The sequence below is a fragment of the Chryseobacterium viscerum genome, from assembly GCF_002899945.2.
GTDB lineage: Bacteria > Bacteroidota > Bacteroidia > Flavobacteriales > Weeksellaceae > Chryseobacterium > Chryseobacterium viscerum.
In genome coordinates, this window is sequence record NZ_PPEG02000004.1 from 295,325 (window position 1) to 320,718 (window position 25,394).

General features: G+C 35.6%; 25 protein-coding genes. 23 read left to right on the forward strand and 2 right to left on the reverse strand.

Annotated elements, in window-relative coordinates; all coding sequences use genetic code 11:
* The first annotated feature begins 19 nt into the window (after nt 1-19).
* Nucleotides 20-1,300 carry an isocitrate lyase gene (gene aceA, locus C1634_RS10620; RefSeq protein WP_103231820.1) on the forward strand — a complete coding sequence of 427 codons (1,281 nt, stop codon included), beginning with the start codon at nt 20-22 and terminating at the stop codon, nt 1,298-1,300.
* A gap of 114 nt (nt 1,301-1,414) precedes the next feature.
* Here the strand turns inward: aceA and C1634_RS10625 are convergent, their stop codons facing one another.
* On the reverse strand, nt 1,415-1,705 hold the full coding sequence (locus C1634_RS10625) for a hypothetical protein (protein ID WP_103231819.1): 291 nt from the start codon (nt 1,703-1,705) through the stop codon (nt 1,415-1,417).
* Between the two features lie 338 nt (nt 1,706-2,043).
* Here C1634_RS10625 and C1634_RS10630 point away from each other — a divergent pair, with 338 nt between their 5' ends.
* The 8 genes from C1634_RS10630 to C1634_RS10665 all read left to right on the forward strand — a co-directional run bounded on the left by C1634_RS10630 (nt 2,044) and on the right by C1634_RS10665 (nt 7,335).
* Nucleotides 2,044-2,616: an OmpH family outer membrane protein gene (locus C1634_RS10630; protein ID WP_103231818.1), complete on the forward strand. Its 573-nt coding sequence runs from the start codon at nt 2,044-2,046 to the stop codon at nt 2,614-2,616.
* 93 nt (nt 2,617-2,709) lie between these two features.
* Complete coding sequence (locus C1634_RS10635) at nt 2,710-3,096, forward strand: acyl-CoA thioesterase (protein WP_103231817.1); 387 nt, start codon at nt 2,710-2,712, stop codon at nt 3,094-3,096.
* 187 nt (nt 3,097-3,283) lie between these two features.
* Nucleotides 3,284-3,625 (forward strand): hypothetical protein, encoded by a 342-nt coding sequence (locus tag C1634_RS10640; RefSeq protein WP_103231816.1) that lies wholly within the window; start codon nt 3,284-3,286, stop codon nt 3,623-3,625.
* Between the two features lie 51 nt (nt 3,626-3,676).
* Nucleotides 3,677-4,063 (forward strand): hypothetical protein, encoded by a 387-nt coding sequence (locus C1634_RS10645; protein WP_103231815.1) that lies wholly within the window; start codon nt 3,677-3,679, stop codon nt 4,061-4,063.
* 187 nt (nt 4,064-4,250) lie between these two features.
* Entirely contained in the window at nt 4,251-4,697 is a 447-nt protein-coding gene (locus C1634_RS10650; RefSeq protein WP_103231814.1) for a 6-pyruvoyl trahydropterin synthase family protein, read from the forward strand.
* Nucleotides 4,698-4,720: 23 nt separating this feature from the next.
* Entirely contained in the window at nt 4,721-5,491 is a 771-nt protein-coding gene (locus C1634_RS10655) for a UDP-2,3-diacylglucosamine diphosphatase (RefSeq protein ID WP_103231813.1), read from the forward strand.
* Between the two features lie 196 nt (nt 5,492-5,687).
* Nucleotides 5,688-6,680, forward strand: a complete 993-nt coding sequence (locus C1634_RS10660; RefSeq protein ID WP_185145126.1) for a LuxE/PaaK family acyltransferase — start codon at nt 5,688-5,690, stop codon at nt 6,678-6,680.
* A 109-nt stretch (nt 6,681-6,789) separates the two neighbouring features.
* On the forward strand, nt 6,790-7,335 hold the full coding sequence (locus tag C1634_RS10665; protein WP_103231812.1) for a hypothetical protein: 546 nt from the start codon (nt 6,790-6,792) through the stop codon (nt 7,333-7,335).
* Nucleotides 7,336-7,559: 224 nt separating this feature from the next.
* On the opposite strand, the gene aqpZ is transcribed toward C1634_RS10665, so the two are convergent.
* Nucleotides 7,560-8,276 carry an aquaporin Z gene (gene aqpZ, locus C1634_RS10670; protein ID WP_034696881.1) on the reverse strand — a complete coding sequence of 239 codons (717 nt, stop codon included), beginning with the start codon at nt 8,274-8,276 and terminating at the stop codon, nt 7,560-7,562.
* A 219-nt stretch (nt 8,277-8,495) separates the two neighbouring features.
* Here aqpZ and C1634_RS10675 point away from each other — a divergent pair, with 219 nt between their 5' ends.
* The 14 genes from C1634_RS10675 to C1634_RS10740 all read left to right on the forward strand — a co-directional run bounded on the left by C1634_RS10675 (nt 8,496) and on the right by C1634_RS10740 (nt 25,239).
* Nucleotides 8,496-9,116: a DUF5715 family protein gene (locus C1634_RS10675; RefSeq protein ID WP_103231811.1), complete on the forward strand. Its 621-nt coding sequence runs from the start codon at nt 8,496-8,498 to the stop codon at nt 9,114-9,116.
* Between the two features lie 63 nt (nt 9,117-9,179).
* Nucleotides 9,180-9,962 (forward strand): hypothetical protein, encoded by a 783-nt coding sequence (locus C1634_RS10680; protein WP_228410056.1) that lies wholly within the window; start codon nt 9,180-9,182, stop codon nt 9,960-9,962.
* A gap of 17 nt (nt 9,963-9,979) precedes the next feature.
* On the forward strand, nt 9,980-10,603 hold the full coding sequence (locus tag C1634_RS10685; RefSeq protein ID WP_109738389.1) for a hypothetical protein: 624 nt from the start codon (nt 9,980-9,982) through the stop codon (nt 10,601-10,603).
* Nucleotides 10,604-10,617: 14 nt separating this feature from the next.
* Nucleotides 10,618-11,385 carry a sensor histidine kinase gene (locus C1634_RS10690; RefSeq protein WP_228410057.1) on the forward strand — a complete coding sequence of 256 codons (768 nt, stop codon included), beginning with the start codon at nt 10,618-10,620 and terminating at the stop codon, nt 11,383-11,385.
* Nucleotides 11,354-12,031, forward strand: a complete 678-nt coding sequence (locus C1634_RS10695) for a response regulator transcription factor (RefSeq protein ID WP_103231808.1) — start codon at nt 11,354-11,356, stop codon at nt 12,029-12,031. Before C1634_RS10690 ends, C1634_RS10695 begins: the two co-directional genes overlap by 32 nt.
* Nucleotides 12,032-12,180: 149 nt before the next feature.
* A complete protein-coding gene (locus C1634_RS10700) occupies nt 12,181-13,533 on the forward strand; it encodes a T6SS phospholipase effector Tle1-like catalytic domain-containing protein (protein ID WP_103231807.1) in 1,353 nt (450 codons plus the stop codon).
* Between the two features lie 255 nt (nt 13,534-13,788).
* On the forward strand, nt 13,789-14,037 hold the full coding sequence (locus C1634_RS10705) for a hypothetical protein (RefSeq protein ID WP_103231806.1): 249 nt from the start codon (nt 13,789-13,791) through the stop codon (nt 14,035-14,037).
* Nucleotides 14,038-14,173: 136 nt separating this feature from the next.
* Nucleotides 14,174-16,102 carry an ABC-F family ATP-binding cassette domain-containing protein gene (locus C1634_RS10710; RefSeq protein WP_109738390.1) on the forward strand — a complete coding sequence of 643 codons (1,929 nt, stop codon included), beginning with the start codon at nt 14,174-14,176 and terminating at the stop codon, nt 16,100-16,102.
* A 147-nt stretch (nt 16,103-16,249) separates the two neighbouring features.
* The gene (locus C1634_RS10715; RefSeq protein ID WP_165835308.1) at nt 16,250-16,606 is read left to right on the forward strand and encodes a hypothetical protein; all 357 of its coding nucleotides are present in this window, start codon (nt 16,250-16,252) and stop codon (nt 16,604-16,606) included.
* 272 nt (nt 16,607-16,878) lie between these two features.
* Nucleotides 16,879-19,272, forward strand: a complete 2,394-nt coding sequence (locus tag C1634_RS10720; RefSeq protein WP_103231804.1) for a TonB-dependent receptor — start codon at nt 16,879-16,881, stop codon at nt 19,270-19,272.
* An 18-nt stretch (nt 19,273-19,290) separates the two neighbouring features.
* Nucleotides 19,291-19,878, forward strand: coding sequence for a hypothetical protein (locus tag C1634_RS10725; protein WP_103231803.1), 588 nt, complete (start codon nt 19,291-19,293; stop codon nt 19,876-19,878).
* A 141-nt stretch (nt 19,879-20,019) separates the two neighbouring features.
* The gene (locus C1634_RS10730) at nt 20,020-21,354 is read left to right on the forward strand and encodes a trigger factor (protein ID WP_103231802.1); all 1,335 of its coding nucleotides are present in this window, start codon (nt 20,020-20,022) and stop codon (nt 21,352-21,354) included.
* 181 nt (nt 21,355-21,535) lie between these two features.
* The gene (locus C1634_RS10735) at nt 21,536-22,222 is read left to right on the forward strand and encodes a hypothetical protein (protein ID WP_103231801.1); all 687 of its coding nucleotides are present in this window, start codon (nt 21,536-21,538) and stop codon (nt 22,220-22,222) included.
* 152 nt (nt 22,223-22,374) lie between these two features.
* Nucleotides 22,375-25,239, forward strand: a complete 2,865-nt coding sequence (locus C1634_RS10740; RefSeq protein ID WP_109738391.1) for a M16 family metallopeptidase — start codon at nt 22,375-22,377, stop codon at nt 25,237-25,239.
* The last annotated feature ends 155 nt before the right edge of the window (nt 25,240-25,394 follow it).

Sequence of the window (25,394 nt, forward strand, 5' to 3'; positions counted from 1 at the left end):
TAAACAAAATCCAAATATTATGAAAACAAGACAAGAACAAATCCAGGCTATAGAGCAAGATTGGCTGACAAACCCACGCTGGAATGGTATTAAAAGACCCTATGCAGCAGAAGAAGTTTTAAAACTTCGTGGTTCGTATACCATAGATTATACGATTGCTACAGAAATGTCCAAAAAATTCTGGAATAAATTAAATAACCAGGATTATGTAGCAGGGCTTGGCGCTCTCACAGGCAATCAGGCGGTGCAGGAAGTAGATGCCGGGCTGGAGGCTATTTATCTTTCAGGATGGCAGGTGGCTGCAGATGCCAATTTATCTGGAGAAATGTATCCGGATCAGTCGTTGTATCCTGCGAATTCAGTGCCTTCTGTAGTGAAGAAAATTAATAATGCGTTACTGAGAGCAGATCAGGTACAGTCTGTGAGTGGAGCTGGGAATAAAGAATATCTGGTGCCAATTATTGCAGATGCAGAAGCTGGTTTTGGAGGTAATCTGAATGCTTTTGAACTGATGAAGCAAATGATTGAAGCAGGAGCAGCTGCCGTACACTTTGAAGATCAGCTTTCTTCTGCAAAAAAATGCGGACACCTAGGTGGAAAAGTATTGGTGCCTACTCAGGAAGCCATTAATAAATTGATTGCAGCACGTCTTGCTGCCGATGTATTGGGTGTTCCGAGTCTTATTATTGCAAGAACGGATGCGGATGCTGCAGATCTACTGACTTCTGATATTGATGACAGAGATAAAAAATTCGTAACAGGAGAAAGAACTTCTGAAGGATTTTATGTGGTAAGAAATGGAGTAGAACAGGGGATCGACAGAGGTTTGTCGTATGCTCCTTATGCAGACCTGATCTGGATGGAAACCTCAAATCCTGATCTGGAACAGGCAAGAAAATTTGCAGAAGGAATTCATGCAAAGTTCCCGGGTAAAATGCTTGCGTATAACTGTTCCCCTTCATTTAACTGGGCGGCAAGGTTGAGCGTAGAGGAAATGTCTACTTTCAGAGAAGAGCTGGCTAAAATGGGATACAAATTCCAGTTTATTACGCTGGCAGGATTCCATGCTTTGAATACAGCGATGTTTGAATTGGCTTTAGCCTATAAAGAAAGAGGAATGGCCGGATATTCAGAACTGCAGGAGCGTGAGTTTGCTTTGCAGCAGAAAGGATTTCGAGCGGTGAAGCACCAGTCTTTTGTAGGAACGGGATATTTTGATGAAGTACAGAATGTTGTTACGAACGGCTCTTCAGCTACTGTAGCGATGAAGGATTCTACAGAAACCGCACAATTCCATTAGTCATTTTTTTTCTATTTTTTTGATGTTAATTAAAACCCTTTCTTAATTTTTTGAGAAAGGGTTTAATGATAAAGAAGCTTATTTTGTAATACTCTGATAATTCATCCAATTAATTTAAGATAGATTGTCTATTGAGTAGTTTTTACTTCTTTTCAATAAACTACTCGACAAAACTCCATAAACAGCAATATTATGAGCAGAAAGCTCACGAACAATTTCAGGAATTGCCTGATTGTTAATTTTACAAGTTATTCCGAATTCCTGTTCCAGCATCAATGTGTTCTCACCCTCAATTTGCTGAATAATTTTTCTCAGTTTACTTATTTCAGAAGGATATACTTCAAAATAAACAAAATATTTTGAATCAGAATATTCCAATGGGGTGCCTGTATTTTGTTTTTCCATAAGTTTAGATATTATCAATCAAATATATGTAGAGTTTTCAACTTATATACTAGAAGTATTCTTATTATAAACATCCTTCTGCTGCCTTAGCCATGAAAGATTCTACGGAAACCGCACAATTTCATTAGTCATTTTTTTTCCATATTTTTTTTGATATTAAACCTTTCTCAGCTTTTTGGGGAAGGTTTTAATATCATTAGGAATGATCCTTTTCTTGATAATCAAGCTATTTCTCGCCCTATTTAAGCTGAAAAAACACAGGTGATAATTAATAGAAATTTGTATTATATTTGGAAACGAAAAAAACAGAAGTTTTTTGAAAAAAATATATAAAAAAAATGAACTTAACTAAGGTACTTTTTATTGCAGCGGGATTAACATTATCGGCAAATGCTGCAAATGCTCAACAGAAAATTGGAAGTGTGAACACGGAAGAAGTTTTTGCAAGTTTATCTGAAGTGAAAACGATAGGAGCAACTATTGATAGTTTTACGAAAACCAAGCAGACTGAAATTGAAAAACTGATCGCTGAATATCAGACTAAACTGAAAACAGCACAGGATAAAGAAAAAACATTAAGTGAGGCTAATAAAGAAGCTGTAACGAAAGAACTGATTGCTGCACAGACGGAATTACAGACTCTGGGTAAAAAAATTGAAGAAACAAGAGGACAGGCTGCTAAGGATATTTCTAATAAACAGAATGAATTGCTTAGTCCATTACAGCAAAAGGTAAGAACTGCTATTTTTACGGTAGCTAAAGAAAAAAACCTGAGCTATGTATTTGATACAGCATCACAGGATAACAATAATCTTCTTTACACTGACGGAAGTGAGGACATCACAAGTCTTGTGAAAACTAAATTAGGAGGAACAACAACAGCTGCTAAACCTGCTGGAAAATCTAAATAAGAACTTCAATATACTAAATATTGTAAACGGAATCAGGGATCTGAATCCGTTTTTTTATTTTAAAATGATAAATTTGAGTAAACTTTCAGGAGAATGAATTTAATGTACGAAAAACAGATAAAGGTAACAGAAGAGCATATAGATCAGAACAATCATGTGAATAATGTACAATATGTACATTGGGTAGAAGAAATAGCAGCAGAACATTGGGATCTTCTAAAACATCAAACCGAATATGTGAATGATGCCTGGATGCTTCTGGATCACCATATACAATACAAAAAACAGGTTTATCTGAATGATGTCATCACAGTAAGAACCTGTCCCATGAATCCTGAAGGGGCCAAACAGCCCAGAAAAGTAGAATTCTACTGCAATGATGAGCTGGTGGTAGATTCAAGTACCCTTTGGATTCTTTTTGATCCGGAAACCAAGAAGATCAAACGTCTGGAGAGCGACTGGCTGGAGAAATTTTTTTAAACAGATAAAATAATTAAAATCAGAGTATGGAATAGAGCTTTGGTTTTTATTTTAACGATATAATATTCAATCAAAAACTAAATAACATGAAACTCTTTTATTCACTGGCTATAGTCAGGAAAATCCTTACTGGTTTTCGGATGAAAAGGTGACAGACTCTAGCCAAAGTTAATCCTGGAAAAGCCAGATGGGAGCAACATACTATTCAATAAGTGGACAATATAAGCAGGCGTTGGAAAGTTGGGATACCACTTTTGGGAGCGTGAAAAAACTGAGTACTGCGGATAGTTTGAAATTTACAAAACTTATTCCTGTCAATGCCCAGGACTATATTTTAGAAAAAGCAGATCATGAAAAGGTGATCATTATCAATGAAGCTCCTCATAATGCCAGTCACCTCACAGACATCATTGAAATTATTACCTCTAAGGACAATCGTTTTTTAATCCTTGATAAAGGAAATTATGATATTGTCATGAAAGATAAAGAGTATAAAATTATTAACAGATTTGAAAAAACGATCAGATAATATTTGCAAAGTTATAAGTGGATTTGAAATAGATGGACTGAAAAGCACGAAATGAAAAATAAATTAAGAAAAATAGTCATTGATAATAAGGAATATCTGTACATCGTTACAGATCAATTTCATTTTGAGACAGACACTAATACTTTGACATTGAAAGTCTTTTTAAGCGGCCAGAAAAAAACACCTTTGATCATTCAGTTTGTAACGGTTGAGTATTATATCATCGGACAGCCTTTAAAATCAGGGATTAAACTAAAAAATAAAATAACTGATTCTGAGGATGTAATAAATCTTAATGAACCCAAATACATAAGACAGCTTATTTTGCAGGGCATAAAAAATGGATGGTCTGGTACAAATCCAATTGAAATACAGGACGGACTCATCTATTTGAATGAAATGGGCTTTGAAACAGATGAATTAAGTCCCGGAAAATAATAGATTAACATAATAGTACCAATAATTATGAATAAGTGTTTGCTCAACCTCTTATTCATTCTATCTTACAACGCAATCAACGTTGATGATAATGTAACCATCAAAATCGACTAAAAAGAATAGGTAAATATCACCGTAATAGAAACAGTCTTTTCTGTGTTAAGCGGTTTTGTCATATCTTTGCACTATGATACGTATTACAAAAATTTTTACATTCGAAACTGCTCACGTGCTTTACAACTACGATGGGAAATGTAAAAATATGCATGGACACTCCTACAAGCTGTTTGTGACAGTGAAAGGAAAACCGATCAATGATATTGAAAATCCTAAAAATGGAATGGTGGTAGATTTCGGAGATATCAAAAGTATCGTAAAATCTGAGATCGTAGATGTATGGGACCATTCGGTTCTTGTCAATGCACTGTCTCCACACAAAGAACTGGGAGATGATCTTGAACAGAAAGGACATAAAGTAATCTACTGCAGCTTCCAGCCAACTTGTGAAAACATGCTGTATGCTATTGCTGCGAAAGTTAAATCAAAACTTCCTGATGGAATTTCTTTAGCTTATCTTAAACTTCATGAGACAGAAAACTCTTATGGAGAATGGTTTGCAGAAGATAATCAATAATTATATCCCACAAAACTCAGAAGGTGTTAAAGACGATAATTAATTTAGAACCTGGAAAAAAAGTGTATTTTGCTTCAGATCAGCACTTTGGTGCTCCTACGCCGAAGGAGAGCAAGGTGCGTGAGGATAAATTTATACGTTGGATGGATGAGATCAAAGAAGATGCTCAGGTTTTGTTTTTAATGGGTGATCTTTTTGATTTCTGGCATGAATGGAAACATGTTATTCCTAAAGGATATGTCCGGGTGCTTGGGAAAATTGCAGAGCTTAAAGACAGAGGAATTCATATTTATTTCTTTGTTGGAAACCATGATCTGTGGATGAAAGATTATCTGGAAGAGGAGATAGGATGTACTGTTTTTTATCAGAAACAATATTTTGAAATGGGAGGGAAGCAGTTTCTGCTGGCACATGGAGATGGATTGGGACCTGGAGACAAAGGATATAAAAGAATGAAGAAATTATTCACCAATCCTGTGGCACAGTGGTTTTTCAAATGGCTTCATCCTGATATTGCAATGAAAGTTGCACTCTACCTTTCTCAAAAAAATAAAATGATTTCCGGAGAAGAAGACAAAGCTTTCCTGGGAGAAGATAAAGAGTTTCTGATTATTTATTCCAAAGAAAAGCTGAAGACCCAGAAGATCGATTACTTTATCTATGGGCACAGACATCTGCCTATGGTGCTGGATCTGGAACAGAATTCAAAATATATCAATCTTGGAGACTGGATTTCCTATTTTACTTATGGGGTTTTCGAAAAGGACTTTGAACTGAAGACTTTTGAAAAATAAAGCAAAAAAAAATTACCCCTAAAAAGAGGTAATCTTCGAATGGGCCGAAACCGATTCTTGTTTTTAATCCATATTCCAAATAAATACTTGCAATAAGTCGACCAAAATAGATTTGATACATTAAAAAATTATTAAATAACATTGTTTTATCTTTATAATTGCTTCATAGTGAGGGAGTAATAAGCTCAAAAAGTTTATGGAATTGAAAAATATATTCAACATACAGACTGAACAGGATTTTCTGAATGCATCATTGAAAACATTTCGATATCAATATGAAAATATTGAAATATACAGGAAATTTGTAGACTTTCTGAAGGTGAATCCTGATGAGGTAGACAGCTTGGTGAAAATTCCGTTTTTGCCAATAGAAATGTTTAAAAACCATCTGATTCTGGATAAAAATGTGAGTACAGATTTGTTTTTTCAAAGTTCAGGAACCACACAGATGAATCTTTCAAAGCATTTTATTGCAGATCCGGAACTTTATGAAGAGAGTATTTATAAAAGCTTTGAACAGTTTATAGGAAAACCTGAAGAGTTTATTTTCCTGGGATTACTTCCTAGTTATCTGGAAAAACAGAACTCATCACTTATTTATATGGTGGATTATCTTATGAAAAAATCGGCTAAGCCGGAAAATGGATATTTCCTTTATAACCATTCTGAACTCTTTGACCTTTTGAACACATTACAGGATAAAAAGGTCATTCTCTTTGGAGTTTCTTTTGCTCTTCTTGACTTTTTAGACTATTGTCATTCTGAACAAAGGGAAGAATCCCTAAACTTTCCAGAAAATTTAATAGTGATTGAAACCGGAGGAATGAAGGGGCGAAAAGAAGAAATGACCAAAGATGAATTGCTGAAAATCTTGCAGAATGGTCTTAAAACAGAAAAGATTTATTCTGAATATTCTATGACGGAACTGCTTTCACAGGCTTATTCACTTGGAAAGAATGAATATAAATGTCCAAACTGGATGAGAATCATGGTTCGGAATGCAGAAGACCCTTTGGCTTATGAAAAAGAAGGAAGAACGGGGGCTATTAATATCATTGATCTTGCCAATACCCATTCTTGCTCATTTATTGCAACACAGGATCTTGGGAAAATAGAAGGGGATAAGTTTCAGGTATTAGGAAGGATAGATCACTCTGATATCAGAGGATGCAGCCTATTGGTAAGCTAGGAAAAAGGATAGATCACTTGTGAATTTTATCCGTGAAGTGAAAATAGCATTTAGCACAATTCACTGTTGACTTGATAAAATAAAAATTCACCATTGTACAATTATATCAATGATCAAAATAGAAGAACTTACACATGCCTACATCCATGCCCATTGCGATTTTGAAAAAGAGATCGTACTGACTAATTATTTTCAGGCAGATTGGGAAGCGGATATACTGACCATCGATTCAGAAGGTGGAAGTCATGAAATAGAGATCAAGCTGTCAAAAAGTGATTTTAAAAATGATTTCAAAAAATCATATCTCAATAAAGATACCGGAGAAAAATTTCTGAAGCACGATAAAATTTCCTGTGGGGACTATATCTGTAATGCTTTCAGCTTTTTGCTCCCGATGGGAATGGTAGATGCTGCTCTTATCCCTGAGCATTGCGGGATTATCGAATTTTACCATAATGTAGATACCTGGGAAACTGAATTTTACCTTATCCGCCAGCCTAAAAAGCTTCACGAAGATTCTTATTGGAAACTGAATGATAAAGACCTTTTTATCAGAAAAATGGCACTCAATCTCCTCCAGCGTAAGATGGAAATAAAAGGAAAACAAGAAGAACTCATCTTCAAAAACCCTTTTGACATCAAAAAAATAAAATAAAGATGATTTTCTATTTTTAAATTTTGAGAATGCAAAGGTGGAACCAATGAAAATGATTCTTACTAAGCTGGTGTATTACTAGTTTCATCAGTGGCATAGTCGTTACCACTTTAAATAAAAATCCTTCTTCATAAAAACTTTGTGTTTACAAAAAACTCAAGAACAGAAAAATAAAAAAATCCTGCCGCCTGACAGGATTTTATACTTGATTATTATTTTTAAAATTAATCTGCGATTTCTGCAGTGTCTCTCTGAAGTAAGAACTTGTAGATCAATCCTCCTACAACTCCTCCTAAGATAGGAGCTACCCAGAACAGCCAAAGCTGTGACATGGCAATTCCTCCCATGAAGACTGCTTGTGAAAGCGATCTTGCAGGGTTTACAGAAGTATTTGTAATCGGAATAGAGATCAGGTGGATCAAAGTAAGTGCAAGACCGATAGCAAGACCGGCAAACTTACCATTGGCCCACTTATCCGTAGCTCCCATGATTACGATAAGGAAGAAAGCGGTTAATAAAAACTCAGCCAGGAATGCAGCCCCCATGCTGAAAGCCTTTCCGTTGTAAACGGCCTCTCCGTAGAAGTTGGTGGCGAAATCTCCGGGTTTTGAGAATTCCACTGCTCCTGCTCCGTTAAGGATTGTATACAGACATCCTGCAGCAACAATTGCTCCCAGACACTGGGCTACAATGTAAGGGATAAGATCTTTGGCAGGAAATCTTCCCCCTGCTAAAAGTCCAAAAGAAACTGCGGGATTAAAATGTCCTCCTGAGATATGTCCTACAGCGTAAGCCATAGTAAGAACAGTAAGACCGAAGGCCAAGGCAACTCCTAAAAGTCCGATGCCAATGTCTGGAACACCAGCTGCGAAAACAGCGCTTCCACAACCTCCGAAAACAAGCCAAAATGTGCCGAAAAATTCAGCGAAAAGTTTTTTTATCATGTTGTTTATTGTTTAATGTATCTCAAATGTAAAATTTAAATCTTAAAGTAAAAAGTTAAAACTGAAAAAATATTTCAAAAAAGTGGGAACAAAAATTATAAAATCAATAATTTGGTGTGAAGTTTGTTTGGGATTTATTTAAAGAGTGTTATAGTCGGTTTTGGAAGAGATAACATAAATGTTTTATCTTTCATTTGTAATTTTAAAGGATGGTGAATGAGAAAGTTTTTTTGTGTGGTCTTCGTACCTTTTATTTATAGTTTACACGATTCGCAGACGGCAAAGAAATCTTTTCCCTGCTATGATTTTGCTACTGTATTGAAGGTGGAGCCTACACCACTTTATAAACCTCATCTTGATGCCTCAAAGAGTTTCGGAATACAGCTTCTGAAAGATTCCAAAACAGTACAGAAGTATATCAATAATGGGAAATTCCACAAAATAAAAAAGACCAGTAAAGGATATCAGATCCAGAGACTTGATTACAGCAGGGCTTATATGGTTTCAAAAGCAAAAGCTACTTTGGAGAAAATAGGTTCAAAGTTCAGTAAAGACACAAAAGGAGGTACATTCACCGTTTCGTCCATCACCAGAACCCTTGAAGACCAGTGCAGACTGAGAAGAGTAAACTTTAATGCCTCACTAGGGATTAGTTCTCATAATTACGGCAACTCTTTTGATATTTCTTATATAAGATTCAACAACGTTCTGAAGTACAATCCAAAAATGGAAGCTGCTCTTGAAAAGGTATTGAAGTACTATGAAAAGGCCGGTAGAATCTATTATATCAAAGAAAGACAGCAGAGCTGTTATCATATTACGGTGAAAAATTATTAATAAAAATCTTCTTGCATAGCATATTTAGTTTATATACTTTTATACAACCAAAAAACTATGCTTATGACAACATTAAACATTGTAGACTACATGCTTCCTGTGGAAGAATGTAGAACTGCAGCAGGTGAGTGGAAAGCTCGCTTTTCTGATTTTTCCAAAATTCAGAGTCTTATTCCCACCAATTATGTTTTTAGAATTTCCAGAGAACACCTTGAATGGATGAAAGGTTTTGAGGAATATAAAGAATTTTGTTCAGCGATAGGGGTGTATAAAGAGCGTTTGATTATGATTCTTTATCCTATGAATGATAAGGGAACAAAAATAGACTTAAGAGAATACCCATACAGCTTTCTTACCGAACTGGAGAAAGACGTGAGGCTTCAGGAAATCCAGGAATATACTGTTGTTAAAAATGCAGTTCTTTCCAAAAGTCTTGAAAAAACAGAGAAAGATTCCAATATGTCTTTTCCTATATCCAGTACGCCGATTCTTGAACAGGATATTGCAGTAAATGCTATTGAGCGTTGGAGAAATGAAGGTATGGATTGGTTTTACAAAGAATGTGGACAAGATAAAGGAAGCGGAATTTTCAGAAAATTCTATGTTCCTACAGCAGACCTTTGTCTTTCAGATGAAAACCTAACAAGTATTACCTGCTCTTTTGGCCTTAAATACAATGATATTTATGGAAAAATGCTGGTAACCCTTATTTTTATCTCTTTCATTGAAAACCCTAAGAGCAATACAGTGGCTGGGGCGCAGACCATTTCAAATACCTATGACTGGGCAAAACCATGTCCTCCTATCTGCCGTATACCGGATGTAGATGTTGGATGTGAATTTTAAAATAATATACTCAAGGAATGGCCGAACTTTATAAGGTAATTTTATTCCTGAATTATGGACTGCTTCTATCTGTTATACTTTTGGGAGCAGCAAAATATCGCATATTGAATTCTAAAGAAAAGCAGTATTTTTATTGTATTGCTTTTCTTTTTTTTATTGAACTCCTGAATCTGGTATTGCCCTATGTCTTCAGGCTGAATGATACTTCATTTCTATATCCCTTCTACATTGCCGGGGAATTTTTTCTGCTGACAGGATTATTTATCAGAAAACTGGATGGGCCAAAATTTGTTCTTGGTCTTATGGGTTCACTAGCGGTGGCTTTTATGATCTCGAAATATGGATTTGATTACCCTTCCAATGCTGATATTGCGAAAGTAGTTTCCAATATTATAATCATTTGCCTTTCCGGGTTTATGCTGATCCGTGAGATTAAAAATACGTCTGCACAGAACCGTTTTCTTCTCGTAGATGCCAGTATTTTTTTCTATTATTCTGTTTCAGTGTTTATCTTTATCATCCAGCACCAGATAGCCAACCTTTCAGAAAACGACTATTATATTATTCTCAGTGCCAATAATATTCTTTCGAGTATTTTGTACTGTTCATTTTTATATACATTTATCAAATTAAAGAAGTAACTTTAAATATCAATTTGCTTATTCTTATAATTGTTACCATAACAATTATAGTATCGTTTATTCTGCTTGCTTACAGAGCTTTTATAACCAGAATTATTAAGGAGAAAAATGTACAGCATGAAGCGGAAGTTCTGCACCAGAAAAAATTAGTACTGGAAAACATTAAAGCCCAGGAAGAAGAAAGAAAAAGAATTGCAGTAATGATCCATGACGACATTGGAAACCGACTCAATATTCTTTCCTTATGGCTGAATAATCTTGATACCCAGGGTGATGATCTGATCAAAAAAAATATCTATAGCCAGATGTCTTCCCTGATTGATGCTGCCAGAAGTATTTCTCATTCATTATATCCTGTAAATCTGGAATCGGTGGGGCTGGTTTTATATGTTGAAGAATTAATATCCAACCTTTCCCACAAAATTAATATTTCCCTGCAGGTAATGCCGGGATATGAAAAAAAAGATCTTTTTGTAGAAGTACAGCTGTACAGGATTATTCAGGAATTTACCACCAATGTGATCAAGCATTCAAATGCAACAGACCTTTGGATCTATATTAAAGATTATCCTGAAAATATGGCGGTCATTATTTCCGATAACGGACAAGGCTTCGAATATGAAGACGTAAAAAAAGGAATGGGAATTAAAAATATTGAATCCCGTATCAAATCTATGAATGCAACACACAAATGGAAAAAAACTTTTTCGAATAAAGGAAGTCGTTTAATCATAAAAATTCCAAAACATCATGAGTTCCCAAATCAAACTAGCACTGATTGATGATGAACAGCTGATCCTCGAAGGGGTAAAAATGTTGCTGTCCAATGAAAAAAATATATCGGTATGCCTTACCGCAGATAACGGCCCCGATTTTATAGTAGACCTCGAAAAACTTTCAGAAGATGAATTTCCTGATATTGCTCTTGTAGATGTTCAGATGAAACCTATGAATGGCTTTGAACTGGTAGAAATCTTAAAAGAAAAACATCCTGATCTTAAAATTATTATTCTATCATCCCATTATAAGACCTCTATCCTCGGATATATGGTGAAACTGGGAGTGTCAGCATTTCTTCCAAAAAACTCAAATAAAAAAACATTTATTGACGCCATTACGATGGTTGACAAAAACGGAGTTTTCTTTACAGCGGAAGATCATCAAATGCTGTTTACGTACATGAACAGTACTGCCAAGAAAAATTCCCTTTTTGAGACAGAAGATGAGCTTTCCGAAAGAGAAAAAGATGTTGTAAAACTGATCTGTCAGGAGTTTACCAACAATGAAATAGGAGAAAAACTCTTTATCAGTCCCAGAACCGTAGAAAGTCACAGACAACGTATTCTGGAGAAGATAGGAGCAAAAAATACAGTAGGGATAGTTATTTATGCCATTGTCAACAATATTTACTCCCTTGAAAAAATATAACTTGATTCCGTAGAAATACGGAATTTTTTATTTAGTACTTTTCACTCTAGTTAACCTTGCTTTTCTTCTGTTATTTTGAAATGTCTCTTTTAGGGATTTTAGTTGAAAAAAACACAAACAAGATCTGTAATAAAAATTAAAGTAAAAACATGAATGGCAGTAGAGTGATTTCCGTCGGGATTTTCTTCGACGGTACAGGAAATAATGGGGTAAATATTCTTTCACCGGACAAACCGCTGAATAATAATGAAAGCTACTATGGCAACTTCACTAATATCTATAAATTATACAGTTTATTTATTGGTGATGAAAAAATATATATCGAAGGAATTGGAACTGTAGCAGGCAGTGAAGATAATAATTTTGCAATGGCAACATGTGCAAACCCACCGTACGGCAATGGATATTCTTCTGACGATAAGCTTCAGAAAGCAGAGGAATTTGTACGGCAGATTGCTCTTGATCAGACAAAGGAATATCATTTTTATATCTATGGATTTGGCAGAGGAGGGATGCTGGCAAGAACTTTCTGCAACTATCTTTTAACTTATTATTCTCTGGAAAATTGCAGGATAAAATTTTTAGGAGCTTTTGATACTGTAGAATCCAAGCCTTTCAATACTTATAATCTGAGCGTTCCTGTCCAGGTAGAGAATGCGTTGCACATCTGTGCAGTGAATGAGAGTCGGTTTTTTTTCCCGCTTACCGGTTTTTTTGAGAATTCAAAAGAAATGCAGGACCAGAAATCTGAAAAGCAGTCATCAGTTTGGAAAGAAATCTTTGTACCCGGTGATCATGCAGATATAGGAGGCGGCTATCTGGAAGGGCCACAATCTGTTTATATTTCTACAGATTTCATGAATATTGATGATCTGCATAGTTATGTTTCAGATATCAGAAATGCAAAAACGAATGCTGAAGGAAATAAAATCTGGGACGCTTTGCTTTCCAGCTATGAAGTTGAAACAAAAGAAGGGCTTTCCCAGGCTTATGTATGCCGGGATAAAGTATACAATGATCTTTCAAAAGTATACGGAAAGCTCATGATGGATGAGACCAATACAATATTGTCCATCTTCAGCACCGAAAGCGACGCCTATTTTGGAACAGATTATAATAAACATTCTTTTCTCAACCGTTTTTATAGCAAAATGAAAGAATATATACAAGATCTTTCCATCAATAAAAAACCGATCTATGATTTCGGAAGATTTGCAGATTATACCCATATTTCTTCCAATTTTGGCTTATACAATGATATTTTCCAGAATAGAACGCCTCGGGAAATTAATATTGAACTGATCAATAACGGATTAAATGTTTCCAGCAGTACCTCTGTAGATCAGACCAGTGAAGCCAGGCTTTCCGTAGAACTTCATTTGCCGGAAGACAGCTTTGTAGCAGATTTTCTGTATGGAACAAGCGTTCCCAACAATGATATTTGGATTCGTTCAATTTTAAAAACATCCTCCACTATCAAGTTAAATGGAATTAATAATTAGCGCTATCACTTCTCAGTTTTAAATTTAGGTTAGGGGACATCATTCAGGTGTCTCCTTTTCTTTGAATATATTGATTATCAATTAAGTAGAATTACTTAGTTTTAAATTTGGTACATTATACTGTAGTTTTTGGATTTTAATTCTCGTTATTTTGAACTGTTCATTTTATGAAGCTTCAAAATAAAAACAGGAATATAAGCGAAATATGAAAAGCCTTATATCCAATCATTCAATCACCCCAAAAACAAAATAACTATGACAGTTTCAGCATGGCTTAAAAAAGCAAAAAAACTTTTAGAGACTTTTGAATACGAGATCAGTATCAAAAATGGCAGTAAAAAAATGACTATGGCTCAGGCTACTAGTTTGAACGAATTGCAACATGAAATAGGATCTCACCACGGGATCAAGCAGGTAACCTACAAAGAGGGTGCACAAACCCTTGTAGAGATGATTGCAATGGTAGAATCGGGAAGAAAAACACCCCCGCTTACCGCTGGATAAAAAATTTTATACATCAGTGACATTAAAGGAAAAAGCGATCTAAAATAGGTCGCTTTTTTTATTTCTGGGCTATTCATTTCTTTTTACGTATTTTTGCGGGCGAAAATTCATTATTCACTACTAATTATCAATTAAAATGCTTTCGGTTCAAAGTTTAGGATTACATCATTCAGGAAATTATTTATTTCAAAATGTCAATTTCACCATTAAAAAGGATGATAAAGTAGGTCTGGTAGGTAAAAATGGAGCGGGGAAATCCACTTTATTGAAAATGCTGTCCAAAGAAATTAATTTCTACGAAGGAGAAGTGGTCACTGAAGGAAGTATTACCATTGGTTTCCTGAAACAGGACCTTGATTTCGTAAAAGGAAGAACGGTTTGGGCTGAAACGATGCAGGCTTTCGAACAGATTAATGCATGGAAAAACGAGCTTGAGGAGGTGAATCACCAAATGACTGTCAGAACAGACTATGAAAGTGATTCTTATACAGATCTGATTAATAAAATGACCGAACTGAATGACCTTTTGATGAACCATGATGCCTACAATCTTGAAGGTGACATGGAGAAAGTGTTATTTGGTTTAGGGTTTAAAGCCGATGATTTCCAAAAAATCACCGATGAATTTTCCGGAGGATGGAGAATGAGAATCGAATTGGCAAAATTACTTCTGCAGAAGAATGACATTATGCTTCTCGATGAGCCCACCAACCACCTGGATATGGAATCCATCATCTGGTTGGAGAACTTCCTGAAGGACTATCCGGGAGCTATTGTTCTTGTAAGTCACGATAAACAGTTTATGACTGCGGTTTGTAACCGTACTTTCGATATCAACAATAGAAAAGTTGAGGATTATAAAGCCAATTACTCCAAGTATTTGGTCATGAGAGAGGATCGCCGTGAAAAACTGATTCAGGCTAAAAAGAATCAGGATGCGGAGATCAAGCAGATGGAAGACAACATTAATAAGTTCCGTGCAAGTGCTACAAAAGCATCTTTCGCACAGTCGCTTATTAAAAGATTAGATAAAATAGAACGTATCGAAGTTGACAATGAAGACGTTTCAAAATTCAACATTCGTTTCGTACAATCTATGGTTCCGGGGAAAGTGATCTTTGAAGCAATAAATATGGGGAAAGCTTACGGGCAGAAGCAGATTTTTGATGATGTAGATTTCATTGTTCAGAGAGGAGACAGAATTGCTCTTTTAGGACAGAACGGACAGGGAAAAACAACTTTAGCTAAAATTTTAGCAGGAGATATTAAAGATTATTCAGGAACCTGGAATCTAGGTCACAATGTGAATATCGGGTACTTTGCTCAGAATCAGGAAGAGGTCTTAACCCCTAATAAAACTGTTCTGGAAGAAGCAGAAGATGCTGCAACAGAAGAGACAAGACCTAGGGTAAGAGACCTATTAGGATCTTTCCTATTCCAGGGAGATGCCGTTTCTAAGAAAACAAAAGTACTTTCCGGAGGAGAGAGAAACCGTCTGGCACTTTGTAAACTATTGCTTCGTCCTTTCAATACGTTGATTATGGATGAGCCTACCAATCACCTTGATATTCAGTCTAAGGAAATTATCAAGCTGGCATTGCAGAATTTTGAAGGAACTTTGATTGTGATTTCTCACGACAGGGAATTCCTACAGGGACTTTGTGATAAGATCTACGAATTCCGTGATGGGAAAATGAAAGAATTCCTTGGAGATATCAACGAATATCTTGAGTACAGACAAAAAGAAACGATTAGAGAGATTTCTGCAGAAAAAGCCAAACTTCACCAGGAAGTAAAGGTAGAACCCAAGAAAGTAGAAGAAAAACCAGCCGTGAGCAGCAGCCAGACTTCTAATATTGTGAGTAAAGAGCAGAAAAATATTCAGAATAAAATCAAAAAAGTAGAAGAGAAAATTTCTGAGCTTGAAACAAAAGTAGAGGAAATGGAAGCTTCTTTTGCCAAAGAAAACCCTTCAGATGAAACCTTAGAGAAATACAATAAAGCTAAGGAAGAGCTGGACACAGCACTACAGGAGTGGGAATATCTTGGAACCCAACTTGATTAAAAATAAAATAAAAATGCTTCATCAACTAAAAGTTATGAAGCATTTTTTGTAACAGAACCTTATTTATTACTACATATTATCAATAGTTGCAAAGTAATTTAATAAAAGTTTAAGGAAACAATTAAATTATTTTCATAATTTTGAACCATGATTTTTAAAGAAAGCAGAAATTTAAAGAGTTTTATCTCCAAGCTATTGTTTGGGGTATATTTCCTCGCGCTGCTTTCTCAGAGCTTTCACCATCACGATTCTGTCGACTATTTTAAGGCTTTCAATCTTAAAAAAGTGGAGAATACAGTGACGAAAGCTGTTACTAAAGAGAAAGCTGGCGATTGTCTGGCCTGCCACTTTTTGGTTACCGGACATACCTTAGCTCCTGAAGAATTCAGTTTTACTTTCGAGCATTACAGCCATGAAGTAAAACAAATCATCGCCGTTCAGGAGAAAATCTGGTCTCAGACCAAATTCAATTTTCAGCTTCGGGGACCTCCCGCAATTTCATAATTCTTAGATTCTATAGGGTTTAAAGTTTTTTACTTTAAAGTTCAATGTTTAATGCTTCAAATTTGATGTTTAAAGCTTAAGGTGTAAAGTTGTTAGGAAAAACAACGGCTAATCTGTAATTGATATTTGAATAATGTTCAATTACTAATTTCTAGCTTCTAACCTCTAACTTCTCATTAGACATTATACTTTTTACAATTAAACCAACCCTTCCCACAAATTTTAACGAAAAATGTACCTTATTGAAAGGGTACGCAATCAATCTATTTACAATGAAATTGATATATTGCCTGCTGCTGATCTTTTGTGGATCAGTATTTACAAGTGCACAAAAAACTTATACTGTAGAAGGAACCGTTCAGGATTTTCACGACAAGACGATGTTGGAAAATGCTGTGATTAAAATCGGAAGCTTTACAGCGAAAACCAATAAGAATGGTAAATTTTCTTTTGACAAAATTCCTGCAGGGAAGTATACACTCGTTGCGCAGCATCCTGATTGCGATGACTATACTGAAAATATAGGAGTTGATAAGGATGTTCAGCTGGTGATTACCCTGGAGCATCATATCAAGGATATTGAAACGGTAACGGTTCACGGAAGTCATAAGAACAATGGAAGCATGGTTGTGAAAACCATTGACAAAGCAATGATTTCCAGAAATGTCAGCGAAAACCTGGGAAATCTTTTAACAAATATTTCCGGTGTTAACGTTCTTAAGACAGGAAATAATATCGCAAAACCTATTATTCATGGGCTTTATGGAAGCAGAGTTTCCATTCTTAATGATGGGGTAAAACTGGCCGAACAGGAATGGGGAGTAGAACATGCACCCAATGTAGATGTCAATAATTTTGAACATATTGATGTGATAAAAGGAGCATCTGCCTTGAAATATGGAGGCGGAGCTGTAGGTGGAGTTGTTGTTTTACAGCCTCAGGTTTTGCCTAAGAAAGATACCATCATGGGGAGTGTTTCCCTTTCTGGGATTTCTAACGGAAGAGGAGCTGATCTTAATGTAAAACTAGCAAAAACCTGGGAAAACGGTTGGGCAATAAAAACCAATGGAAGCTATAAAAAACTGGGAGATCTTGAAGCTCCGGAGTATGGCTTGATGAATACCGGACTGGAGAGTTCCGGATTTAATTTTGGAGTTCAGAAGATGACATTTGAAAAAGGTTTTTCATTTGATTATTATCTGACAAAGAGCACTGTGGGAATTCTTAGAAGCTCTCATGTAGGGAATTCTGAAGATTTGCGTAATGCTCTTACAGCGCCACAACCAGTGTACCAAAGGGATTTTAGTTATGATATTGATAATCCTAAACAGGAAATCGAGCATCATATTGCTAAAGTGTCTGCTTACAAAAGATTTGAAAATTTTGGGAAAATCACAGCTACTTATAGTTTTCAGTACAATCATAGAAAAGAATATGATATCAGACGTACAGAAGAACTGAGTAAAAAGCCGGCTTTGGATCTTGAGCTGATCACCAACGATCTGAATGTGAATCACCTGATAGAAAGAGGAAAATGGAATCTTGAAACAGGTATCAATGCAGGGTATCAAAACAACTATTCCAATACTCAGACTGAGGCGAGACGACTTGTTCCCAATTATGACCGATATTATGCAGGAATTTATTCTGTATTAAAATATAAAATTGCACCCGAACTGGATCTTGAATTGGGAGGAAGATATGATTTTGATCATTATAACGTAACAAAATGGTATGATCTGAGCGACTGGAATAAACAGTATGCAGCAGATTATTCGGATTTTGTAGTAAGAATAAACCAAAACAGGATTCTTACAAACCCTTCTTTAAGCTATAACAATGTTTCTGTAAATGGAGGGCTTGTCTATCATCCATCTGAATATTTTAACTTGAAATTCAATTATGCCAGAGTTTCCAGATCTCCGAATGTTGCAGAACTTTTTGCAGACGGACTTCACCATTCCGCAGCCATTATTGAAAGAGGAGATATGAGAATGAAAAGTGAAACGGGAAATCAGTTTAACTTAGTGGCTGATGTAAAAGCAAATATTTTAAAAGGATTGAATGTTTCAGTAAATCCCTATTTCTTTTATACTCAGAATTTTATCAACCAAATTCCTACAGGATATCAGAATACACAATGGGGCGGGGCTTTTGTAGTTTACAATTATCAGCAGATCAATGCGAAAATGTATGGATTGGATCTGGATGTTCAGCTTAAGATCACGGATAATCTGACCTATAAAGGAAGCGGATCTTATGTGTATGGTCAGGATATGACCAATGATGTACCTCTTATTTTAATGATGCCACCGAATTTTAATAATTCATTGGAGTTCAATAAAAAAGAATGGAAAAACTTTTATTTTACGGTAAGTAACAATACTTATTTAAAACAAACAAGATTTCCGGTGTATAACGTTCCAATCAGATTATTTGATTCTGACGGAAATGCTTACAATGAAGACGTAGATATTTCTACACCTCCAAACGGATATTCGCTTTGGAACCTTCAGACAGGGGTGAATCTGTCTAAAAATTTCGGAGTTGACTTTTCAATTCGAAATGTATTCAACACGTCTTACAGAGATTATCTGAACAGACTTCGTTTCTTTTCCAACGAAATGGGAAGAAACTTTATTTTAACTCTTAAATATCAATTTTAATTACTTAAAATCAAAAAAATGAAAAATATTTTTAAAAATACAACTCTTATCTTAGGACTTTTATTCTTCGCTGTTTCTTTAAGCTTAACTTCATGTAACAGAAGTGATGATGAAGCAGATGACCTTCCTCAGGAAGAACTTTCAGATGTTCTCTTAAGAGTAACGGATCAAGCTACAGGAACTCCTGTTGTTTATGATTACCAGGTTAATAGTACAACAAACCCGAATGTTAAATTAATCAATGGACATACCTATAATGTAGAAGTAATTTTCAAGAATGGTAATGAAGATGCTACTCAGGAAATTAAAGATGCAAAAAATGAACATTTCCTGGTGTATAACTTTCCAAACTCAGATATTACTTTAACACGTACTGATGATGCCAGCTCTACAAGAGCAGACGGAAACCGCGTGGGATTGAAAACAAAATGGGTTGTGAATACTGCTGTAAAAAATACTTCTGCAGCTAGTCAGCTGGTTCTTACACTATTCCATGAGCCGGTAACAGTTTCTGAAACTTCTTCAGTGAGTGGAAACGGAGTCGTATATGGAACCCATACAGGAGGTGAAACAGATGCACAAGCAAACTATAATATTATTAATTAATATATCCTTTAATCTTGTTAACAAAGCCACCGGAATTCCCGGTGGTTTTTTATTTAACAATATTTGGCGTTATAAGTTGATTTTAAGTGGGTGGTTTTCATAAAAAATTCATATTTTTGCAACCTAAAATTTTAATCAATAATGAAGGTTACCGCACAAAACCATGATGACGTAAGTGCATTGCTTACAGTAACACTGGAAAAATCTGACTACAAAGAAAAAGTAGAAAAGCAGTTGATTAACTATGCTAAAAATGCGCAAGTTCCTGGATTCAGAAAAGGGAAAGTGCCTTTGAGTATGGTTAAAAAACAATATGAAGCAGGTATTGCATTTGAAGAAATCAACAAACAAGTTTCTGATGCTTTAAACAACTATATCAATGAAAACAAATTAAGATTAGTTGGTCAGCCTGTTCCTCAGCCAGTAAACGAACTAGATTACAATGCTGATCAATTAGAAGTTGCTTTCGAAGTAGGATATGAGCCTGAATTCACTATAGATTTAGCTAAATATGAAGCTCCTCACTACAAAGTAGAAGCTTCTGACAAAGAAATCAGCAAGAGTATTGAAAACATGCAGAAGCGTTTCGCTGAGCAGGTTCCTCAAGATAAAATCACTAAAGATTCTTACATTGCCTTAGAGGTTTCTCAGGTTGTAGAAGAAGATGCTGAAGGAGAGCACCACCACCACCCAAAAAACCTTACTATTACTGCTGAAAACAAAGAAGCTTTCAAATTGGTAAAAGGTTTGAAAATGGACGGTTCTGTAAAAGTAACTAAAGAAACTCTTGCAGGTGACGAAGAATTGGCTAAAGAAATAGGATTCAGCAAAGAAGAGCTTGAGCACCTACACCACAATGAATTAGAAGTAAAAGTAAAAGACTTCTATTCATTAGATTTAGCTGAGCTTAACCAGGACTTATTCGACAAAGTATACGGAGAAGGAAACATCAAGTCTGAAGATGAGCTTAAAGATAAAGTGAAAACTGAATTAGACGAGTACTTCCAACAAAATGCTGATGTTCACTTTGTAAATAAAGTATTAGAGCAAGTAACGGGTACAGAAGAAGTAAAACTTCCTGAATCTTTCCTTGTGAAGTGGTTATTATTCTCTAACCAGAACATCCAGTCTGAAGAGCAGGCTAAAGAAATTCTTGAAGCTGAGAAAAACCAATTGAAATACCAGATCATCGAAGGTAAATTGATGACTGAAAACGAAATCAACCTTGACTATGCTGATGTATTGGCACAGGCTGAGCAGTTGGTGAAGAATCAATTGGCTATCTACGGAATCCACCACTTAGGTGAAGAGGAAATCCAGAAATATGCTGTTGAAATGTTGAAAGACCAAGAGCAGGTAAGACAAATTTCTTCTGAAGTAGCAATGGCTAAATTGAAAGATGTAATTCTTGAAAAAGCCACTAAAAAAGAAACTAAAATTTCTCACGACGAATTTTTAGAAGAACTTAAGAAATAATTATACTCAGATATAAATATTTGAAAACCGTCAATTTTTTGACGGTTTTTTTATTATATATCTCTACTAAAGATTAATCAATCATCACCACCAATCATTTGTCAATTATTACGCATTGCTTATTATTTATTTGTATGTCCGCCAATATTCCTATATTTACTTTTTAAACTTTATTATAAATATGAAAAAGATCATCATTCCGTTTTTCTGTGCAGTACTTTTTTCAGTACCTGCAGCAGCTCAGAAGAAAGGAGCTGCATCTGCCAAAACAGAAGCTGCAAAATCTAAACTGACATCTAAAGAAGTTGTTGATAATTATTTCAAAGCATTAGGTGGAAAAGATAAATTGGAGGCTGTAAAATCTACCATTATTGACAACACTGTGAGTGTACAGGGAATGGAAATTCAAATGACTACCAAGAAATTAGGGAATAAATTCAGGTCTGTACAATCGGTGATGGGGAAAGAAATGATTCAGCTTTTTGACGGTGAAAAAGGATACTTTGATCAGATGGGAAATAAAATGGATATTCCTGCTGATAAGATTGCCGAGCTGAAAAAAGGAAAGCCAATTGATGCTTTAGCTTTTGATGCTTCTAATTTCCAGACTGTATCAACAGAAAAACTGGAAGGGAAGGACTACAACGTATTGTCTTCAGACAAAGGAAAATTTTATTTTGATGCAGGAACCGGACTTTTGTATAAAACCAATGCAGGAGAAGGTAACGCTACCATCAAAAGTTATATGACCGTAGACGGATTACAGTTTCCAGCGGTAGTAGATGCTGAAGGTGGAGGTCAGAAAATGACTATCAAAACTTCTAAAATTGTAATCAATTCTGGAGTTACGGATGCTGATTTTAAATAAAAATCACTTTTTTATGATATTAAAACCGGGTATTTCCCGGTTTTTTTTGTGTTTTAATAATTTTAACTCAAATTTAACTATAAATTTTTAAGCAGTATTTCTTTACCTTGTGAAGAATTGATACTTTTAGCATGTAAATAAAATCAAATAACATGAAAAAAGTATTATCTTCATTTGCGGTCATCTTTTTGATGTCTGCTAATGCCTTTGGACAGAATATCCCTGTGGATTCTTCTGTAAGAATAGGTACCCTTTCCAACGGAATGAAGTACTATATCAAAAAAAACACGTTGCCTGAGAAAAAAGTAGATTTCCGTCTGGCGATCAATGCCGGATCTATTCTTGAAGATGAAAATCAAAGAGGATTGGCTCACTTTATGGAGCACATGAACTTCAATGGAACCAAAAACTTTCCAGATAATAAATTAGTAGACTTTTTACAGTCTATCGGAGTCAAATTTGGCCAGCACCTTAATGCTTACACCAGCTTTGACGAAACGGTTTATATGCTTCCTGTCCCATTGGATAAGCCGGGAAATCTGGATGCCGGTTTGAAAGTAATGGAAGACTGGGCATTTAATGCAACGCTTTCTGATGAACAGATCAATAAAGAAAGAGGAGTTGTATTGGAAGAGCTGAGACTGGGATTGGGAGCAGACAAAAGAATGATGGATAAATACCTTCCGAAACTTTTATATAAATCTCAGTATGCAGACAGACTTCCAATCGGGAAAAAAGACGTACTGGAAAATTTCAAACCTGATGTGATCAGAAAATTCCACCAGGATTGGTACAGACCGGATCTGATGGCAATTATCGTAGTAGGAGATATCAATGTGGATGAAATTGAAAAAAAGATCAAAGATAACTTCAGCAAATATAAAAACCCTTCAAAACCTAGAGAGAGAAAATCTTTTGACCTTCCAAATCATAAAGAAACTCTGGTAGCGATTGAAACAGACCCTGATGCGACCAATTCTATGGTGCAGTTTATCATGAAAGATGCTGATGCCTATACACCGGATGTAACCATTCAACAATACAATCAGAGTTTAGTGGAAAATCTGTCAACGACAATGTTGAACAACAGATTAAGAGAACTGATCAATTCTACAAACCCACCTTTTACTTTCGGATCTGTATATCACGGAGGAACTTATGCAAGAAGCAAAGAAGCTTTCCAGGGATTTGCCATGGTAAAAGAAGGAAATCAGCTTAGCGCATTGAAAGTTTTGCTGGAAGAAGTGGAAAGAGCAAAAAGATTCGGATTTACTCAGTCTGAGCTTGACAGAGCAAAATCTCAGATTCTTTCTAATCTTGAAAGATCTTATAACAACAGAGATAAGACAGAAAGTGATATGCTGGTAGGGGAGTATGTAAGACACTTCCTGGAGCAGGAGCCAATTCCTGGAATTGCCTGGGAATATGAAGATACAAAATCTTTCTTGCCGTCTGTTACCCTTGCACAAACTAACGAAATCATCAAAAAGATGGTGAAAGATGACAGCAGGGTAATTGTTATCACAGGTCCTAAAAAAGATAATGTAACCATGCCTACAGAAGCGATGGTTGTGAATACATTCGACGCTGTGAAAATGGCTGATCTTAAACCTTATGAAGAAAAGGCAACGATCAAGAATTTAGTAAAGCCTTTCAAATCTGAAGGGAAAATTGCTAAAACGGAAACTGATGCTAAGCTGGGAACAACAACCTGGACATTAAGCAACGGAGCGAAAGTCACATTCAAGAAAACAGATTTTAAAGATGATGAAATCGTATTTACAGCAAGAAGTTTAGGAGGAAGTTCTCTTATTCAGGATGCTGACTACAATAAGACTCAGTTCGCATTTGCTGCATTAACGGAAGCAGGAGTAGGTGGGTTTTCTAAAGCAGATCTTACCAACTATCTTGCCGGTAAGCAGGTGGGGGTAAATCCTATGGTAACCTCTCTTTTTGAAGGTGTTTCAGGGAGAACCACTCAAAAGGATCTAGGAACAGCTTTGGAATTGATGTATGCTTATTTTACAAGTTTAAATTACAACCCGGCATCCTTTAATGCTTACAAAGAAAAGCAATCTGCCATGCTGAATAACCTGTTGTCTAATCCTCAGGCTTATTTCTCTAATGAGCATGCAAAATTCATGAACCAGAAGAATCCTAGATTTATCGGTGTATTCCCAATGGAAAAAGACTGGGCTAATACAGATTATAAAAAGGCATATGATATCTATAAAGAGAAATTTGCCAATGCAGGAAATTTCCAGTTCTATTTCGTAGGAAATATTGACGAGGCGAAATTTAAAAATGAAGTCCTTCAGTATATTGCAAGCCTTCCGTCATCAGGAAAAGCGACTATGTTTAAAGATACCGGATACAGAACAATTACCGGAGATTATACAAAAGTCTACAAAAAAGGAAAAGACCCTAAGAGTATGGTATCTATTTCTTACAGTGGAGAAGCTCCTTACAATGAAAAAGATGCTTTAGCATTATCTGCTCTTGGAGAAGTGGCTACCATCAAGGTACTCGAAAAACTGAGAGAAGATGAAAGCGGTATCTACGGTGGAGGTGCAAGAGGAGGGATGAACAAAATACCTTATGGTACTTACAGTTTTGGTATCAACTTCCCTTGTGGTCCGGAAAATGCAGATAAGCTGACTAAAAGTGCTATTGCAGAACTTCAGAAGCTAATTGACAAGGGTCCTGAGCAAAAAGATCTGGATAAGTACAAAGAAGGAGAATACAATGACAACAAAACAGAACTTAAAGACAATATGTTCTGGATGAATGCCATCGCTAAAAACCAGCTGGATGGAAGTGATAAATATGATATCCTTAATTACCAGGATAAAGTAAAAGCACTTACAGTAAAAGATCTTCAGGATGTTGCTAAAAAATACCTTACAAAAGGTAGAATCGTAGCGACACTAATGCCAGAAGATGGCTGGGAAAAAGCTAAAAAAGATGAAGCTAAAAAAGTAGAAGCCGCAATTGTAAAACCAGGAGCAGCAAATTAATTTTTTTTACTTAAAATAAGAAAGCCGTTGTTTTTTACAACGGTTTTTTTTGTTGAATAAGGATAATATAACCGTAGATCAATAGCATTTTTAGCTTAACGAAGAAAATGAGCTTATTTTTAATGAGTCTATTTTAAATAATTTACGAATGTTTT

Excerpts from the sequence above, each read along its gene's own strand:
- aceA (WP_103231820.1), top strand. The coding sequence starts at position 20 with ATGAAAACAAGACAAGAACAAATCCAGGCTATAGAGCAAGATTGGCTG.
- C1634_RS10625 (WP_103231819.1), bottom strand. The coding sequence starts at position 1,705 with ATGGAAAAACAAAATACAGGCACCCCATTGGAATATTCTGATTCAAAA.
- C1634_RS10630 (WP_103231818.1), top strand. The coding sequence starts at position 2,044 with ATGAACTTAACTAAGGTACTTTTTATTGCAGCGGGATTAACATTATCG.
- C1634_RS10635 (WP_103231817.1), top strand. The coding sequence starts at position 2,710 with ATGAATTTAATGTACGAAAAACAGATAAAGGTAACAGAAGAGCATATA.
- C1634_RS10640 (WP_103231816.1), top strand. The coding sequence starts at position 3,284 with ATGGGAGCAACATACTATTCAATAAGTGGACAATATAAGCAGGCGTTG.
- C1634_RS10645 (WP_103231815.1), top strand. The coding sequence starts at position 3,677 with ATGAAAAATAAATTAAGAAAAATAGTCATTGATAATAAGGAATATCTG.
- C1634_RS10650 (WP_103231814.1), top strand. The coding sequence starts at position 4,251 with ATGATACGTATTACAAAAATTTTTACATTCGAAACTGCTCACGTGCTT.
- C1634_RS10660 (WP_185145126.1), top strand. The coding sequence starts at position 5,688 with ATGGAATTGAAAAATATATTCAACATACAGACTGAACAGGATTTTCTG.
- C1634_RS10665 (WP_103231812.1), top strand. The coding sequence starts at position 6,790 with ATGATCAAAATAGAAGAACTTACACATGCCTACATCCATGCCCATTGC.
- C1634_RS10675 (WP_103231811.1), top strand. The coding sequence starts at position 8,496 with ATGAGAAAGTTTTTTTGTGTGGTCTTCGTACCTTTTATTTATAGTTTA.
- C1634_RS10680 (WP_228410056.1), top strand. The coding sequence starts at position 9,180 with ATGACAACATTAAACATTGTAGACTACATGCTTCCTGTGGAAGAATGT.
- C1634_RS10685 (WP_109738389.1), top strand. The coding sequence starts at position 9,980 with ATGGCCGAACTTTATAAGGTAATTTTATTCCTGAATTATGGACTGCTT.
- C1634_RS10695 (WP_103231808.1), top strand. The coding sequence starts at position 11,354 with ATGAGTTCCCAAATCAAACTAGCACTGATTGATGATGAACAGCTGATC.
- C1634_RS10700 (WP_103231807.1), top strand. The coding sequence starts at position 12,181 with ATGAATGGCAGTAGAGTGATTTCCGTCGGGATTTTCTTCGACGGTACA.
- C1634_RS10705 (WP_103231806.1), top strand. The coding sequence starts at position 13,789 with ATGACAGTTTCAGCATGGCTTAAAAAAGCAAAAAAACTTTTAGAGACT.
- C1634_RS10710 (WP_109738390.1), top strand. The coding sequence starts at position 14,174 with ATGCTTTCGGTTCAAAGTTTAGGATTACATCATTCAGGAAATTATTTA.
- C1634_RS10715 (WP_165835308.1), top strand. The coding sequence starts at position 16,250 with ATGATTTTTAAAGAAAGCAGAAATTTAAAGAGTTTTATCTCCAAGCTA.
- C1634_RS10720 (WP_103231804.1), top strand. The coding sequence starts at position 16,879 with ATGAAATTGATATATTGCCTGCTGCTGATCTTTTGTGGATCAGTATTT.
- C1634_RS10725 (WP_103231803.1), top strand. The coding sequence starts at position 19,291 with ATGAAAAATATTTTTAAAAATACAACTCTTATCTTAGGACTTTTATTC.
- C1634_RS10730 (WP_103231802.1), top strand. The coding sequence starts at position 20,020 with ATGAAGGTTACCGCACAAAACCATGATGACGTAAGTGCATTGCTTACA.
- C1634_RS10735 (WP_103231801.1), top strand. The coding sequence starts at position 21,536 with ATGAAAAAGATCATCATTCCGTTTTTCTGTGCAGTACTTTTTTCAGTA.
- C1634_RS10740 (WP_109738391.1), top strand. The coding sequence starts at position 22,375 with ATGAAAAAAGTATTATCTTCATTTGCGGTCATCTTTTTGATGTCTGCT.